The following is a 16,038-nucleotide window of genomic DNA, read 5'->3' as shown; positions in this document are numbered from 1 at the left end:
ACTATGTGGTATGTCGTATATATATGAATTTTTTCAGGTGGGGTCGAAATAGCCCTTATTTCGTTGTCATTTAGCAGATCCAAGCCCTGATAAGAGCACTACTGCTGCAATTGATATTTATTAATTTTAATTGATAAAATTTGCAAGTTTGCGCTATTATGTTAATACCTGGTAAATTCACCTGTCGCAAGCTCGAAAGTACATATAATTTTCCAAAAAAGATGAAATCAATTCAAAAGATTTAGATGGATCACTGAAAAACGGAGTTTCACTGTCCTGATTGAATCAGACCTGATTTCAAGAATAGACAGGGGGTCTTATAATAATAAAAACGATGAACAAAAAACCACAATCCCCGGCTCTAACTCATGCTTGCCGGCTGGTTAAATCGGGGATTAATCATTGTTTGACGGGCAGATTCTTAAGTATATCCAACTTGGCCGTTGTATGTTCCATGATTTTCATTGACTTTGACAATTGGTTACACAGGCCCGGGAGAGATGATGTGCCAGTATCATAAATGTCAGACACGCCGGACAGCTGAGTATAATGCACGAGGCACTCTGTTGAGTGAAGGGTATTCTGTGTTCAGGGTCACAGAACGTCAGGGGGGTATTCCTAATCTCTTTCACCTGATTGCATGGAGAGAAGACTCGGGGATTCTTTTTGTCAGAACCGGATCATCACGGATGAGTGCTCATTCGTTTAACAAACAGGTTGAACGGCTCTCACTCTATGTCAGAACCAGCTGGTTTCCCGGAGATGTGCAGTTCTGGATAGCAAAAGGAGGAGAATGGGACAAGTACCAGATCCTCCCTGGCGGAGCGATTCCAATTCTGGAGGAAGAGTCTGAATGATCCTGTGCAGGTATTCTGATCATATCCCATCCTGGGGGTGTGAATGAGCAATGACCGGCTACAACCAAAAGGACGAGGTCTTCAGGACTCTTTCACTTCTTTTCCGTCAAGGCCAGGTCATCGAAGTCAGGGCAATCACAGGAGAAGGAATATCTTCAGGATACTATAACGACCTGAACGCTGCTGCCAAAGATATTTGTGACCGTGAGAAGGATGCCCATGTAACCGGGATCTATGTCACACTCAACGAAGTCAATCCTGCACTTCTTGCAAGGCGGGCCAACCGGATCAAGCACAGACTGGAGCGGAAGGATACCACGACATCTGATGTTGATATTATCAGGAGGCGTTGGCTGCCGATTGATATCGATCCGGTCAGGCCCTCGGGAGTGTCGTCATCTGATGAAGAACATGCCCGGGCACTTTCTCTTGCTTCATCAGTAGCAGCCTTTCTTTCTGAGCAGGGCTGGCCTGATCCTCTGGTTGGAGACTCGGGTAATGGTGCTCATCTCCTCTACCGGATTGATCTCTCAAATGATGAAGAGAGCCGGAAGTGTGTGAAATCAGTGCTCGAACTGCTGGACTGGCGGTTTTCTGATGCACAGTGTAAGGTTGATACAGCGAACTTCAACGCTGCACGTATCTGGAAGATATACGGGACGATCTCACGCAAAGGAGACAATCTTCCTGACCGGCCACATAGGAGATCAAAGCTTCTGAAGATTCCTTCTGGTCTGCAAGATTCATCCTCGGTAGTGAGTGCAGAGCAGATTCAAAGGCTGCTTGCATCCTGGCAGCCTGATTCGACTCGCACATCTGTGGAGAGATCCACGAGCCGCAGCCAGGAGACCGGGATCGATCTAGCATCCTGGCTCTCTACTCATAACCTCTCGTATACAGAGAAACCATACAATGGTGGCCGTCTCTTTGTGCTTGCTGACTGCCCGTTCTCATCAGCCCATTCAGACGGGGCATATGCGATTCAGTTTGCAAACGGTGCGATCTTTGCAGGGTGTCACCATGACTCGTGTGGTGGCGGAAGACAGCGATGGTCTGAACTTCGGGCCCTGTTTGAACCTGTGAAACCTGATATTGAGACTCGGCTGGCCCGGCTCCGGTCAGAGCGAATCAGGGCAAAGAACGAGGCTGAAGGCCGGTGTCGTCCGACTGAGTACGAGATTGCACAGGCACGGGCATTGTATGAGGCAGCAGACCCGGAGGTTCAACTGGCCGGTGCAATTGAGTCAGAGATGGGGGAGATAGATGAGAAGATCAGTTCCCGGTGTACAGAGATCCTTGAGTCTGCTGATCCGCTCTCGTTTATGCTTGAGACGTTTGCATCTGTTCACGAAGGTGATCAGACGGTTGCCGAGTGTCTTGTTCACTCACTTGCGTCCCGGTGTGTGATCAACAGTAAAGGGCTGCATGTCTCTATCACCGGTGAGTCTGGGAAAGGGAAGTCCCATGCCATTGAGACGATGAAGAGTCTTGTTCCAAAGAAGTTCAGGCTTGAAGGCCGGATGAGTGACAAGGCACTCTTTTACATGGAGGATCTCTGTGCAGGCAGTGTGATCTCACTTGATGATGTGAGTCTTTCTGACCAGATGCAGGAGGTCTTAAAGGGCGTTACCTCGTCGTTTCAAAAGCCTTTCCTGTACCGGACCGTGAACAAGGAGAGAAAGGTCCAGGTCTGCACGATTCCACAGCGGTGTGTCTGGTGGATTGCCAAGGTTGAGGGTCCGGGTGATGATCAGGTCTTTAACCGGATGCTGACCTGCTGGATCGATGACAGCGAGGTTCAGGATAAACGGGTGCTTGAGCGGACCCTGTCAGGAGCAGAGAGTCTTCCTGTTACCAGCGGTCCTGAATCAGAGGAGGTCCGGGTGTGCAGGCAGATCTGGGATTCACTCTCAGAGGTCTGGGTTGTGATTCCGTTTGCGACCAGGATCAGGTTCCAGTCTGCAGAGAATCGGAGAAATCCAGATATGCTGCTTGATCTGATCAGGACCAATGCAGCACTCAATCAGCGTCAGCGTGAGTCCAAAGAGATTGGGAATGTCAGGTGTGTGATTGCGAGCCGGGCTGATTTTGACGAGGCTGCACGGCTTTATGAGACGCTGAACGGGGAGTCTGGTGCACAGGCGAACAAACTGACCAAGCGTGAGAGTGATCTGATTGCTGCCTTTACTTCACTGAATCAGTCAGAGGTATCGATTGCTGAGCTGCAGCAGCTGACCGGGCTTTCGAACTCCACGGTTGGTAAACTGCTTCACGGGTATCATTCGTACGGCAAGACGTATTCCGGTCTTCTCGATAAGTGTCCGGCTGTGTCGTACCTTGACCGGACGGTGACGAGAGGTGATGAAGGCTGCTCGACGATGCGACGAACCCGGGTGTATCTCTGGGATGCTCTGCTGTATGATGCCTGGGAGAAGGGGGGGAGTGTCTGGCTCTGTGATGATGAGGATCATGATCCAGATGATCATGATGATTCTAATCCCGGGTCTTCTCCTGAGCCTGAAGAGGCTACCTTGCCTTATGAGATGTCACTCTCTGATGTGAATTCACGAAGTTTTGTCCAGGTTCCTGGTCTTCCTGATCATCACCGGTGCAGTGTGTGTGGCAAGCGGCCGACTCAGTACCAGGAGCGGGTTTCTCATTGTTCACAGAATATTCAGCGGATGCTCTGCTCTTCGTGTTATCGCCGGGCAGTGTCGCGTGAGGTTGCATCTATCATTCCTCTTCCGGGTGTGATTGACAAGAAGGCTCTAGTGCGGCGGTCTTTTCCGAGTGGTCGCTGCCAGGTCTGTGATCTCAAGGCTGCTGTCTGGTCTGATCCGGTTTCGCAGGTGCATCTGTGTGATCAGTGCTATGAGAGGCTTGATTCAGGTGAGGATGACCCTAATGTTTCCAGTCCAGGTCCTCCATAGTTAAGGTAAATTTAATATTAGGGGCGAGTGTGGGGAAGTTGTACTGAACAGTGTCAATGTAATATTTTGAACAAATATGTCGTGTGATGAGTTGTATGAGTCAATTTGTTGAGAGTCGGAAGAAGAGTTCAGGGTTTGAACTCTGTGGAAGGATGATCAGGGAAAATGATTCCCTGGTTGTGTTTATCGACGATGTCGGGAAGTTTGAGATTCCGGGACGGGTTCTGATGGGAGTTCTTGCCGGGCTTGGAGACGAGGAGTTGTCCTGGGGAAAGGTGAGGCTTTCAGAGAGTGGTCGGGGGCTCTATCTGGATATCGGGACGGGTAGTTATGTAGGTCCAGTGTCACGGGTCAGGGCGGTGATGGAAGGAAAGAATCGCAAGGGTCCGGTGAGCAGGGTGGTCAATGCCAGTTGAATTTCTGAACGATTTTTCCGTGAAATGATGTTGAAATTAAAAGAAGAACAACATATACCCTATTTTTAACCACCTGAAGAACCGAATGTGTGCACAATAAATTCAATTATTATTCATCAGTGACAAATAGTATCAGATAACAATATCAAAATGTCCTAAATAAAAAATGACATTACCTAATCCTGAAAATAACGGTTCAATCAATAAAACGAACCCGGACAGATGCCATTTACTTGACCGGGTAAAGAAACAGACACTGGCATCTGATATTCGCTGGGGGACTCTGTTTCGTGAAGTAGCAGACCCCATCATAATTGGAGATGAAGAAGGAATCCTGGTATGTAATCCCTGTTTTGAAAAATTGACCGGGCTCACGTCTGAGCAGATCCTTGGATACCAGATATCTCATCTTCCTATGTGCCATTCTCATCCGGAAGATTGTAGCCTATTCATAACATACTGGAAAGATTCTACGTATTCAGGAAAACGGTTTTCATGGTCATTTACGAGCACACACAATAAGAAAATTGTTCTTGATATGCAGATAGTATTCGTGACCATCGAAGGCAATACATTCAGGTTCTGCATTGGCCGTGATATTACCCGTGAAACCGAACTTATTGAAGAACAGGAGATCTCACTTCGGCAGATAGACAAAAACATGGCTCAACTTGCAGCATTAAATGACGAGATAAGAAATCCCCTGACATTAATCGCCATGAGTGCCGGAGTGAATCCAGGACCTGAACAGACTAAAATTCTTGAAGGAGTACACATGATTAATTCTCTGGTAGACCGCCTGGACCAGGGATTCACCGAATCTGAAAAGGTGAGGAAATTCTTAAAACGTACGATTCATGATTTTGGTACTGCTTTGGACGAGGAATAAGTCAGAGATCCAGGAATCACTAGTTCGTCTCTTTTATCTGTCCAGCCTGACGGACAGATCATTCACCAGTCAGATGATCGAATAGCCGGGTAGAATAATGAAGCCCGATCTAAAACCTCTCCTGTCTCTCGCTAATTACATCGTGGATAACATTCGTAGAGAATGAAATCGGAAATTACGTGATGAGAGGCAGTAGCGGGATTCGATCTTATTCCTTTTTACAGGTCAGGCAATGCCCACGGTGTACACAGATAAGGCCGCCACATGTCGGGCAGGTGTACTTCGCTGTCTGACTTGCCACAAATGAGTTGATGCCCTTTTCTTTGATCTCATTCAGGTTGTCTATCATGGACATTGCGTATTTTGTCCGGTACCGGGTGTCCAGTTGTTTGAGTCGCTTGCATGGCATATCCGGGCAGTCATAGCAGAAATGAGATGGGCTATTCTGGATGGTTTCACAGTTTTTGATGATACATTGTTCGCAGGACTTCGCACTCTTCGGGGTTTCATCCCTGCATCCTTTACACTTGTTTTTAGGTCGTTGATAGGCCAGGCATAATGCACAGTTCATGCCACATGGAGCGATCAGGTCAGGCTGGATCATGGTTGGTTATGGTAATTGTATGGGATCTCTGGTTAGTGAATCTTTCAGCTCGTTGAGAGCGGGAGAAGAATGGTTTGAGCGGGAAGAATCCGCTTTTTATTATTAGTTCGTTCAGAGATCTTTTCCTGAAATGTGAGTTGTTTGATCTCCGGGCGGGAGAGCGGGAGATCCGGGTATACAGAGATATGAGATCATGTGGGTGGATACGTGCTTTATACTCTGATCTTCCCGCTCTCTCTTAGTAATAATAAAAATAATTTATTAGATCTTAGTATTATCGGTTATATGGCCGGGAAAAGAGAGCGGGGCCTCCCGCTCCGGGGAAGGATTGAATGATTTGTCCCGCTTACGGAGATAAAAGATGGAATTTAATTTTTATTTATCGGGTTTCTTCGAAATATTACGAACTGTAATGATTTTCAACTGGCGTTATCAATTCTTATCAAAAAATATTGCAAACGATTTGAATAACTGAACACATCACTATTTGAAAACATATATCGAACTTTAAAAGAAATCCTCTATTCCACCAATATGGCCTGTCAGAAAAAAACTTGCCCATTAACCAATACCAACCTGGGAATTAAAGCGATACTTTGGAAAACAGCTAAATATATGCATGTTATTCCGGGGTTCATTTTTCCTAAGTATCTGTCTGACGCCTTTGGAGTTCTTCATGAAGTGATGAGTACTAAACTTGACCATAATCCAGAAAAATCACATCAGTTTACATATCTGACATTTTTCTATGCTTCTGTAACCCTTGATGAAATCACAAAACATGGGCATGTGCTGATTCCTGGCCGATATTTTGGAACTGAAGAGGGTGGGGGTGGTGGTGAGTTGTTCTTTGATAAGATAGCCCGTTTCACCAAACAGGTACATGACCGAATCAAAGAAGGGAGACAATTGGATACAGATATCAGAAAAAACTGTGTTAGTTTAGGATATAAGGTATGAATTTTAACGACCTGATCCAGGCCATATCTGCAATTCATGAGGAGCTCACCGGCCAGGCTACCAAGGCGGTGAACTTCTCCCTCACAGTTAGAAACTGGCTCATTGGATATTACATTAAGGAGTTTGAGCAGAAAGGATCAGATCGAGCATCATATGGAGATCATATTCTCCAGGATCTTTCTCATCATCTTCCTCATAATGATGGATTTTCTTATCGATCACTCAAACTATACCGCCAGTCTTATACAATTTACCCTCAGTTTGGGCAGACAATGTTTGCCCAATGTCCCAGCAATGTAATTAGGCAGACACCGTCTGCCCAATTGTATGACAGTTATGCCCATCATGGAGATCTCATAGATGAGGACCTGGATCAATTCCACTCATTTTATGAAACTTTTATCAGATCTGTTTCATTTAGTCATTTTTCCCTGCTTATCACTCTTGAAGATCCTCTGAAGAGAATGTTCTATGAGGTAGAATGTGTCAGGGGGAACTGGTCAGTCAGAGAATTGAAACGTCAGATCGAGAGCCTTCTTTTTGAACGTTCAGCATTATCTCGGGATAAAAAGGCACTATCTGATCATGTTCGATCTCTAGCACAGGTGGATTCTCCTCAACTGATGATCCGGGATCCATATGTGTTTGAGTTTTTAGGGATCAAGAGTCAGGAAGTGCTGTATGAGTCGGATCTTGAACATGCGTTACTTTTTAAGATCGAGTCGTTTCTCCTAGAACTTGGATATGGTTTCTGTTTTGAGGCACGGCAGAAACGGATTCTGATTGGAGAGGAGTACTTCTTTGTAGACCTTGTTTTTTATCATCGGGTTTTGAAATGCCATGTCCTGATTGAGCTGAAAGTGGGTGGGTTTTCTCATGAAGCACTTGGGCAACTGAATACGTATCTGAATTGGTATAAGGCACATGTGATGACTGAAGGGGATAATCCTCCGGTCGGATTACTTCTGTGTACAGAAAAGAATCATGCCCTCGTTCAATATGCCTGTGCCGGTATGGATAATCAGGTGTTTGTTTCCAAGTACCAGGTGAGACTTCCGGGGACAGAGGAGATCCGGGAATTTGTTGAAGGGGTTATCCGGGATGAGTGAAAAGAAAGATATCCGTGAAGATTTAGCGCCTAGTTACGGAGATTATGCTCATGCAGGTGTGAAAGCGGGTTTATCATTCGTTCCAGTAATAGGAGGTCCGATTTCAGAATTTTTTTCTATGGTTATTGCTCCTCCATTAGAAAAAAGAAGGGATGAATGGATGACAACAATATATTAATAGTTATTGAGATTACAAACAGTAATTGATGAATTTTAAATTGATAATCTGAAGGATAATGAACAATTCATCAGTGTCTTGTTGTTTGGTACAAATATTACGATGAGAACACACCAATAGGAAAAACTCGAAGCATTATGAAATGTAGTTATTAATTCTACTATTAATGTTTCATTCGAGGATAATATCCAACAAGTTTCCTGAATCTTGTCGGTAGATATACTTCATAACATTTAAAATTGCTCAACTTTTTTTTAAAATCCTCGAAATATAGCGAAAAAAGAAATATAAATTATCCTTCATGGACGATGGGTGGACCTGCAGTTGTGTTGGAATATACTTTTCCTGATTTAATATATAAAAGAGAATTATACGAACAAATTACACGAGATTTATATAATGATGGATTGTTGAACTCAAAAGATTTTTTGCACGTCACTATGACCAATATTGGCATGTTTGATTCAAGAACCTCTAAAATAGGTAATAATTCTTTATTTTTTTACTCTTCCATTAGATAATCAGGTTTGAATCGATGATCTAAAAAGATTGGAAATAAGGAGAATTGTATGAAGTCGCAATTTATCAAAATGGGGCAGGTATGAATCATTTTTGTGGCTATTCTTGATGGTCTCACAGTTTTTGATGATGCATGATTGCCGGGTTTTTGTTTTTATCCGTGTTTCGTCTCTGTATCACACATATTTATTATTAGGGCGTTGATAGGCCAGGCCAAATGAAGAGTTTATGCCACATGGGGCGATCAGGTCTGGTTGGATCAAGGTTGTGAGTGGGAGATCCAGATATGCAGAGATGTGTAATCATGGGGGCAGGTGTTTACTTTATGATTCTATTATCCTGCATTATTATTATAATTATTAGTATTCTTAGTTAGATCTACGTTTGGAGGAAGATACGTCCGGGAAAAGCGAGCAGGGGTTCCCATTCTGGGGGGGGGTTGTAGTTTTTTTCACGCTCGTATCTTCAAAAACAAAAAGAGATGCCATAAGCCTTTTTTATAATGAATATAAAGTTAAAAATCTTGTATATATAGATTTCTATGGGTAAGATACTTTATTTGTAACCTCTAAAATCTTTATTACTATTATTCTCCTGAAAGATTATTAAAATTACATTTTAAGAAGTTTAGTCGATATTTAGTATGGATTTTGTTTATTTACTTTAAGGATAAATTTATCGTGTTCAGTTAGAAAGGATCGAAAGATTATATGAACTCTGAATTATCGTCTTCATCAATATCAGATTCACACAGTCATGGATATGCACTTATTCATTCAAGCAATTTTCAAAAAGCAATTGAACATTTCAATCACCTCATTTATAATAATTCTAAGGATTATTTAGCATATCAAGGGCTTAGCATAAGTCTTGAAAAGCAAGGAAATATCGACGATGCAATTTTGAGCATTTCAAAAGCAATTGAAATTAATCCTAACTTGTCAACATTATATGTTTTTAGGTCCCTATTTTTGTTGAAAGCTAACAAAAATTCTGAAGCCTTAATTAATATAAAAAAGGGTCTTGATCTTGACCCTAATAATGAAATTACTCAAAATATTTTCCGAACTATTCAAGAAAAAACTAATAGAGAAAAACCAAAATTTATCAGTGTACCAATCAATTGGGGAGGAAGAAGAAAAAACGGCGTATACATTCAGAAATTTTCGTTTTCGAATCCTTTAGTATATTGGTCACAAGGCAAATCTGATTCTATCGAACCATCGTGTATTGATGTCACTCTTCCAATTGGATCATATAGTAATACAATAAAAAGACTACCATCATTCCCGAATTACTCAAATCTAGATCCAGATCAAAGATATCTCTACCTATCTTGGTTACATGAGGGTAGAAAGAAAAAATTGGAAGATGATGGGTACCTCTTTTTGTACTTTTTTGGTTTAGAGCGGCGTATATTTTTAGACAATGAAGATTATGGGCCTATTTTAAATGAGTGTTATAATTTAAAGAAAATTGTCTCTTCTCCTAGCTCTAATTTTTCTTTTATTTCAAGTTTTATTGCATATCTTTTAGGTAAACGTATTCTTAATCTATCAAATAAAGAGTTATCTAATTTTTATCCACCAAATGATGAGATAGGTCCCGATGAACTTAAAGTAATTCTTTCTTGGTACATTCAACATCAGAAACCAATTTCTGGGTTATTGTCGTATTTAATACTATATTACTTTTTAAATGTCCCAAAAAATTTTGATAAAAAGACAATACGTGAAAAAAGGGATTTATTCTTAAAATTATTCAAACATTATTATCCTTCAGGATTTACTCTTCAAGTATCCCGATTTCCTTATAGGTTTAAATATTACGCTGCAAATCCAACAATTCGAGATCAATTTCAACATAATGGCTCTATTGATGAGATTATTCTTCAAAACCCAATCGGTAAAAAGTCTCAATTCAATCCTTTACGAGAATTATGGATACAAAGTATAAATTTGAAATCAATTGATGAATTAAATAATTCTTTAGAAAAAAATAATGAAATTATCCTAAATAAAAAAGACTCTTCAAGTAATAAAAAATTTCAATTAGTTGATGTTTGGGAATCAATTATTTTACCTTTTATAAATAATGAAGATGAAGACATTATTATTTCAATCAGTGAATTTAATAAATTAAAGACTCCAATTGAGCATATTACCATTGATAGTGAAAAGATCTCAAGTATTATTTCATTTATAAAATCTCAAGGATATGAGGTAGTACCAAGTAATTATGGGGCATTAGAATCGGCAGATTATGTAGGATTAGTATTAAGCACTCCTAATTCTGAATCACATTCAATTCAATATAATACGGCAGTTTTTTTTATAGAACTCGGTATGCATATAGCTCATGCAGACAAAAAAATTACTTCTGAAGAATTAAATTATCTTTCTGATTATGTGACAAACAAATTTATATTAAATTCTCATGATCTTGAATGTATTAGATTGTATCAAAAAATTTTGATATCTCATCCTCCTAATATAAATTTTATCTTAAAACGAGTGAAAGATAAGGTTCCTTTTCATAAAAGAGAAATTATTGCATCCTATATTGTAGATATTATTATTGCAGATAATGTTATTCATGACTTAGAAATTGCCTCTTTAAGTCAAGTTTTAGAATCTATGGATATTCCTAAGTCTGAAGTAGAAATTTTAATTCAAAATCGTTTGATTAAATTGAATATCCAAGATGAAAGTTCTTCACTAATATCGATAAAAACCTCCGTTTCATTGGATAAGGGTGAGTTAATTCAATCTAATTATTCGGTGCCCATTATAAATTCCGAAGAAAATAATGTAATAATTGATAAAGATGATGAAATTGTAGTAATTCTCGATGGTGTTTTTAATAATAACCAAGATAAAAAACCTGTTGAAAGAAAGTTAAATCTAATAAATAAAACCGATTTGATGAAATATGAATTGCTACAACATTATATCGACTATTCTGTAATATGTTCACTGGAAAAACAATATTATCCAGTATTGGAAGCCCTATTAAATAATTTGAAATGGTCAAATAAAAGTTTTCATGCATTTGTAAAAGAAAATAATTTATTTGGAATAAACCATGTGATAGATGCGCTAAATATGTGGTCTATTACTCATTATGATGATTATGTTGTCATTGAAGATGATAATGGAATTTTTGCAAATCCAGAATTACTTTCAAAAATTATTGTAGATAAAGTATAATTTGGAGACAAATATGGTAACAATCAGGCAAAATGAACGTAATGCAATTATTAAAGCTTTACAAGCTGGAGTATCTCCACGAATTGGACTTCAACATATACAGGTTGGAAGAAAAGAAGAAATTCTTGCTATTTTAAAAGATATTGATAATATAAGCAAAAATGGATCTGCGGCTCGCTTTATTATTGGACCATATGGTTCAGGAAAAAGTTTTTTTCTTAATTTATGTCGGATGTTAGCTTTAGAAAAAGATCTCGTTGTTCTTCAAACTGATATTACAATCGATAAACGCCTTCATGGATCAAATAGTCAAGCGAGAATGTTATATGCGACCTTAATGCAAAATATGGCCATAAAAACAAAACCAAATGGGGGTGCATTAGCAAGTATTGTCGAAAGATGGATTTCCGATATCGATTTCAATGATAAGCAATTAGGAAAGAGTCAGGATGAAATTATTCGTCATATTCGTCAAGAATTGACACCGTTACAAGCATATGTCAATGGATTCGATTTTACTATTGCTATAAGCAGATATTATGAAGGATTTTATAAAGAAGATGATATTCTTATGGCATCAGCAATCCGTTGGTTATCAGGTGAATATTCAAACAAAACAGATGCAAAAGATGATTTAGGTGTAAAAAATATTATTTCAGATCAGAATATTTATGATTACCTTAAGTTGTGGGCTAAATTTGTTCAAATGGCTGGATATAAAGGTCTAATAATTTGCTTGGATGAAATGGGGGTTCTTTCTCATCGATTAAATAATTCAATAGCTCGAAATTCCAATTACGAAATAATTCTCCAAATATATAACGAAAGTGAACAAGGGGTTTCAGAAGGAATTGGTTTCTTTTTTGCAGGATTTGATAAATTTATTTATGACACCAAACGAGGTTTAATAAGTTATGGAGCATTTGAATCCCGTTTAAAAAAGAGTAAATTTATTGATGAAGGGTTAAAAGATTTTTCTGGTCCGGTTATCGAACTGCAAAAGTTTACATTTGACGAAAATTTAGAATTACTTCGGAAAATTCGTCATGTGTATGCATTGGGTGATAATACAAAGTATCTCATTTCTGATGATGGAATAGCCCAATATCAGAAATATTGTTCAGAACAATTGGGTTCTGAATTTTTCTTAACACCACGTGATATTATAATTGGATATGTAAAAATATTATCTATATTAGAGCAGAATCCAGAAGTAGAATTAAATAAACTTATCAAATTATCTGATTTACAGGTATCAAAGGATCCTGATCTAGAAGATATTTCTGAAGAAGAATTAGAAAAACCTTCAGATAATGAATTAAAACATTTTAGTTTAAATAAACAGACATAATATGGTAATAAATACTTCATTTCAATTATTAAATCCTTTAATCCAAAAAAAATTATATGATATGCAATGGAAAACTTTAAAGCCGATCCAAAGAGATTCCATCAATTCGTTATACAATACCTCAAACAATCTCATTATTTCGGCTAGTACAGCCTCTGGAAAAACGGAAGCTGCATTCCTACCCATTTTGTCTCAAATTATCGATTCCGGTTCAAATTCTCTCAGTGCAATTTACATTGGTCCATTGAAGGCACTTATTAATGATCAATTTGAGAGAGTAGAGCATCTATGTAATCTTTCAGATATTCCAGTTTTTAGATGGCATGGTGACGTAGATCAAAGTAAAAAGAGAAAATTTATAAAAAATCCATCCGGTATCCTTCTAATAACTCCTGAATCCATTGAAGCTCTGTTTATTCGTCATTCTAATGAGGTTCAAAGTATTTTTAACGAAGTTAAGTTCATAGTAATCGATGAAATGCATTCTTTTATTGGTACAGAAAGAGGTGCTCATTTAAAAAGTCTTATCTCTAGAATTTCACAATTAAATAAAAATAAAATCCGGATTATTGGATTATCTGCAACAATAGGAGATTTTAACCTTGCAAAAACTTGGATGTTGCCAGGGAATGAAAAAACAATTGAGATAATTCAAAATGAATCGGAGGAAAAAGGAATTGATTTCCTAGTACGTTCATATCTTCTAGATGAACAGGGTGATCCTGTTTATCAAGAAATGAATGATGAAATAAATGTCAACCCAGTTGTTCCAGATATTATCAACGATTTTTATGGGCGCAATGGGTTAGTTTTCATTAATACTAAATCTCATTTAGAGAGTATAACTGATGAATCAATTCGATATTTAGAGAGAAAAAATCTACCAAATCTTTTTGAAATTCATCATGGTTCTCTTTCAAAAGAATTTAGAGAAAGTACGGAAAAAAATTTAAAGGAGAAACCCTGGATTACAGTTTTTTGTTCAAGTACTCTTGAGATGGGCATTGATGTAGGAAATATTTCTCGTGTTGGACAGGTCGGCCCTTGTTGGAGTGTTAATTCTCTTGTACAAAGACTTGGACGAAGTGGAAGAGGTGAGGGAAAATCTCATCAAATGGTTATATATTTAAGCGAACAGATATCAGAAAAACCTGATATAGTTGATCAAATCTATCCTTTTTTTCTTCATGGACTTGCAACATCAGAACTTCTATTCGAAAAATGGTGTGAGCCGCCAAAGATAAGTGCCCCTCATTATTCAACGCTTATTCAACAGATAATGAGTGTTATTACTGAAAAAGGAGGAATAACTGCCGAGAACATTCATAAAATCCTTCTCGTGAATGGGTCCTTTAAAAATATTGACCAAAAGGAGTTTGTTGCATTATTGAAGGAAATGGGTAAACATGACCTCATCGACCAAACTGATGATAATTATTTAATATTAGGATTATTAGGAGAAAAAATAGTAAAGAATTTCGATTTCTATTCTGCCTTTTCAAGTTCTGTCGAGATAGATGTTATAAATGAAGGGCACCCTATTGGGAGTGTGGGTTTTTCACCAAATTACAAATCTGATGAATTTATTCTTTTAGCAGGTATTCGATGGAGAATTAAGGAAGTTGATTTAAATCAAAAGAAGATGTGGGTAGAACACTCATCTGGAAAAAAAGACCCACTTTTCATAACTCCCATTATTCCGGATATACATAAACGAATTCGACAAAAAATGAAAGAAATATTACTGTCATCAAAAAATCCATCATATTTAACAGAAACTGGCAAGATGATTCTATCAACTGCCCGATTATCTGCTAAGGAAGCTGGCCTGTATACTAGTAATTTTGTTACTAACTCAGATTATACTTACTGGTTTACATGGACTGGCTCTTCCCAACATAATACATTATACACTTTGGGGAAATATTTTTTGAATTTAGATATTATGGATAGAAATCATATCGCATTTAAAATAAAAAATAAAACCCCTAATGAAATTATTGAAGCTTATTCTAGCCTTATAGATAATACTCCGGATATATACGATATTGTTAAAAAAGGAGAAATTATGGGTAGAGAGAAATATGATCATTATTTACCCTATGATTTATTAGTAAAATCGACTGCATATAAGTATTATTCTGATAATTGGATCGATGACATTCCTGTAATCTGAAGAGTTCAACCAAACTTCGATTCTACGATTAAATTATTCTCTGTTGAATTCGATTATTTCAAAACATGCTGATTTGCACTACGATCTTTCAATAGATTAAGGGTATTAATCTCCAGGTTTCTTTCATGTATTCTTCATAATCCGATCCCAGATGATCACAGAGGGCTGCTTCCTCATATGATATCCTGAGAAGAACTGCGGGTATGAGTACTCCCACAACAATGACGGGAATGAGAATATTCTGAAATATCATGGTGACGCCGGCTGCACTGATGATGGATCCGAGATAGGCCGGGTGTCTGATGTAGTGGTATATTCCGGTCTTTACAATGGTATGGTCATCCCTGATGTGAATGATGGTCCGGAAATGACGGCCCAGTGTCAGGATTGCCAGGAATCGGATGATGATTCCGGCCCACATGATAGCGATGCTGATACCCATGATGGTATCAGGATCGATCTGGATCCGAAAGACCGGGTTGAATCCTACGAAACATGAGAGTGCCATTCCGGTGATGACAGCAATCCCGATATATCTCCGGGTTCCCCGGTCCTGCTGCTTTGTGGTGTTCCGGTCCCGGTATATGAGGTAGAGTTCGCTGAGTATCCACAGGATGAGGGTGAGATACCAGATGGGGGTATATGACGAGGTGAATGCTGGAGAGATGATCATAAATCTGTTGTACCGTAGGCTCCGGGATAAGAATAATTATGGGGGCCGGTATTTGCTGTATGGTCCTGTCCTTCGGATCTGTACTACATAGAATGAGATTATCTTCGAAATATGAGATTTTGAAAAAGGCAATTTGAACATAAACCTGAAAAATAAGTATAATCGTT

Annotated in this window: 12 protein-coding genes; 10 read left to right on the top strand and 2 right to left on the bottom strand. The window is 38.8% G+C overall.

Going from position 1 to position 16,038, the window contains the following annotated elements:
• Nucleotides 1-500 precede the first annotated feature (500 nt).
• The 4 genes from DK846_RS06260 to DK846_RS06245 all read left to right on the top strand — a co-directional run bounded on the left by DK846_RS06260 (nt 501) and on the right by DK846_RS06245 (nt 5,092).
• Entirely contained in the window at nt 501-857 is a 357-nt protein-coding gene (locus DK846_RS06260) for a hypothetical protein (protein ID WP_146201156.1), read from the top strand.
• A gap of 50 nt (nt 858-907) precedes the next feature.
• Nucleotides 908-3,787 (top strand): hypothetical protein, encoded by a 2,880-nt coding sequence (locus tag DK846_RS06255; protein ID WP_109968078.1) that lies wholly within the window; start codon nt 908-910, stop codon nt 3,785-3,787.
• Nucleotides 3,788-3,882: 95 nt separating this feature from the next.
• Complete coding sequence (locus tag DK846_RS06250) at nt 3,883-4,203, top strand: hypothetical protein (RefSeq protein ID WP_109968077.1); 321 nt, start codon at nt 3,883-3,885, stop codon at nt 4,201-4,203.
• Nucleotides 4,204-4,369: 166 nt separating this feature from the next.
• Nucleotides 4,370-5,092 (top strand): PAS domain-containing protein, encoded by a 723-nt coding sequence (locus DK846_RS06245; protein ID WP_109968076.1) that lies wholly within the window; start codon nt 4,370-4,372, stop codon nt 5,090-5,092.
• 208 nt (nt 5,093-5,300) lie between these two features.
• Here the strand turns inward: DK846_RS06245 and DK846_RS06240 are convergent, their stop codons facing one another.
• Nucleotides 5,301-5,696 carry a DUF3795 domain-containing protein gene (locus DK846_RS06240; protein ID WP_109968075.1) on the bottom strand — a complete coding sequence of 132 codons (396 nt, stop codon included), beginning with the start codon at nt 5,694-5,696 and terminating at the stop codon, nt 5,301-5,303.
• A gap of 615 nt (nt 5,697-6,311) precedes the next feature.
• On the opposite strand from DK846_RS06240, the gene DK846_RS06235 reads away from it, so the two are divergent.
• The 6 genes from DK846_RS06235 to DK846_RS06210 all read left to right on the top strand — a co-directional run bounded on the left by DK846_RS06235 (nt 6,312) and on the right by DK846_RS06210 (nt 15,198).
• Nucleotides 6,312-6,656 (top strand): hypothetical protein, encoded by a 345-nt coding sequence (locus DK846_RS06235; protein ID WP_109968074.1) that lies wholly within the window; start codon nt 6,312-6,314, stop codon nt 6,654-6,656.
• Nucleotides 6,653-7,765, top strand: coding sequence for a PDDEXK nuclease domain-containing protein (locus DK846_RS06230; protein WP_109968073.1), 1,113 nt, complete (start codon nt 6,653-6,655; stop codon nt 7,763-7,765). The genes DK846_RS06235 and DK846_RS06230 overlap by 4 nt, the downstream gene beginning before the upstream one ends.
• A complete protein-coding gene (locus DK846_RS06225) occupies nt 7,758-7,943 on the top strand; it encodes a hypothetical protein (RefSeq protein WP_109968072.1) in 186 nt (61 codons plus the stop codon). Before DK846_RS06230 ends, DK846_RS06225 begins: the two co-directional genes overlap by 8 nt.
• A 1,229-nt stretch (nt 7,944-9,172) precedes the next feature.
• Complete coding sequence (locus DK846_RS06220) at nt 9,173-11,671, top strand: TerB N-terminal domain-containing protein (RefSeq protein ID WP_109968071.1); 2,499 nt, start codon at nt 9,173-9,175, stop codon at nt 11,669-11,671.
• A 13-nt stretch (nt 11,672-11,684) separates the two neighbouring features.
• A complete protein-coding gene (locus DK846_RS06215) occupies nt 11,685-13,022 on the top strand; it encodes an ATP-binding protein (RefSeq protein WP_109968389.1) in 1,338 nt (445 codons plus the stop codon).
• A gap of 1 nt (nt 13,023) precedes the next feature.
• The gene (locus tag DK846_RS06210; protein ID WP_109968070.1) at nt 13,024-15,198 is read left to right on the top strand and encodes a DEAD/DEAH box helicase; all 2,175 of its coding nucleotides are present in this window, start codon (nt 13,024-13,026) and stop codon (nt 15,196-15,198) included.
• 88 nt (nt 15,199-15,286) lie between these two features.
• On the opposite strand, the gene DK846_RS06205 is transcribed toward DK846_RS06210, so the two are convergent.
• Nucleotides 15,287-15,871 (bottom strand): methyltransferase family protein, encoded by a 585-nt coding sequence (locus tag DK846_RS06205; RefSeq protein ID WP_109968069.1) that lies wholly within the window; start codon nt 15,869-15,871, stop codon nt 15,287-15,289.
• Nucleotides 15,872-16,038 lie beyond the last annotated feature (167 nt).

The sequence above is a fragment of the Methanospirillum lacunae genome, from assembly GCF_003173355.1.
Taxonomy (GTDB): domain Archaea; phylum Halobacteriota; class Methanomicrobia; order Methanomicrobiales; family Methanospirillaceae; genus Methanospirillum; species Methanospirillum lacunae.
This window is presented reverse-complemented; position numbering and strand designations above follow the sequence as displayed.

What these genes read in the sequence shown, in the direction of transcription:
- DK846_RS06205 (WP_109968069.1), bottom strand. Translation starts at nt 15,871, where the DNA reads ATGATCATCTCTCCAGCATTCACCTCGTCATATACCCCCATCTGGTAT.
- DK846_RS06245 (WP_109968076.1), top strand. Translation starts at nt 4,370, where the DNA reads ATGACATTACCTAATCCTGAAAATAACGGTTCAATCAATAAAACGAAC.
- DK846_RS06210 (WP_109968070.1), top strand. Translation starts at nt 13,024, where the DNA reads ATGGTAATAAATACTTCATTTCAATTATTAAATCCTTTAATCCAAAAA.
- DK846_RS06240 (WP_109968075.1), bottom strand. Translation starts at nt 5,696, where the DNA reads ATGATCCAGCCTGACCTGATCGCTCCATGTGGCATGAACTGTGCATTA.
- DK846_RS06230 (WP_109968073.1), top strand. Translation starts at nt 6,653, where the DNA reads ATGAATTTTAACGACCTGATCCAGGCCATATCTGCAATTCATGAGGAG.
- DK846_RS06250 (WP_109968077.1), top strand. Translation starts at nt 3,883, where the DNA reads ATGAGTCAATTTGTTGAGAGTCGGAAGAAGAGTTCAGGGTTTGAACTC.
- DK846_RS06215 (WP_109968389.1), top strand. Translation starts at nt 11,685, where the DNA reads ATGGTAACAATCAGGCAAAATGAACGTAATGCAATTATTAAAGCTTTA.
- DK846_RS06235 (WP_109968074.1), top strand. Translation starts at nt 6,312, where the DNA reads ATGCATGTTATTCCGGGGTTCATTTTTCCTAAGTATCTGTCTGACGCC.
- DK846_RS06220 (WP_109968071.1), top strand. Translation starts at nt 9,173, where the DNA reads ATGAACTCTGAATTATCGTCTTCATCAATATCAGATTCACACAGTCAT.
- DK846_RS06225 (WP_109968072.1), top strand. Translation starts at nt 7,758, where the DNA reads ATGAGTGAAAAGAAAGATATCCGTGAAGATTTAGCGCCTAGTTACGGA.
- DK846_RS06260 (WP_146201156.1), top strand. Translation starts at nt 501, where the DNA reads ATGATGTGCCAGTATCATAAATGTCAGACACGCCGGACAGCTGAGTAT.
- DK846_RS06255 (WP_109968078.1), top strand. Translation starts at nt 908, where the DNA reads ATGACCGGCTACAACCAAAAGGACGAGGTCTTCAGGACTCTTTCACTT.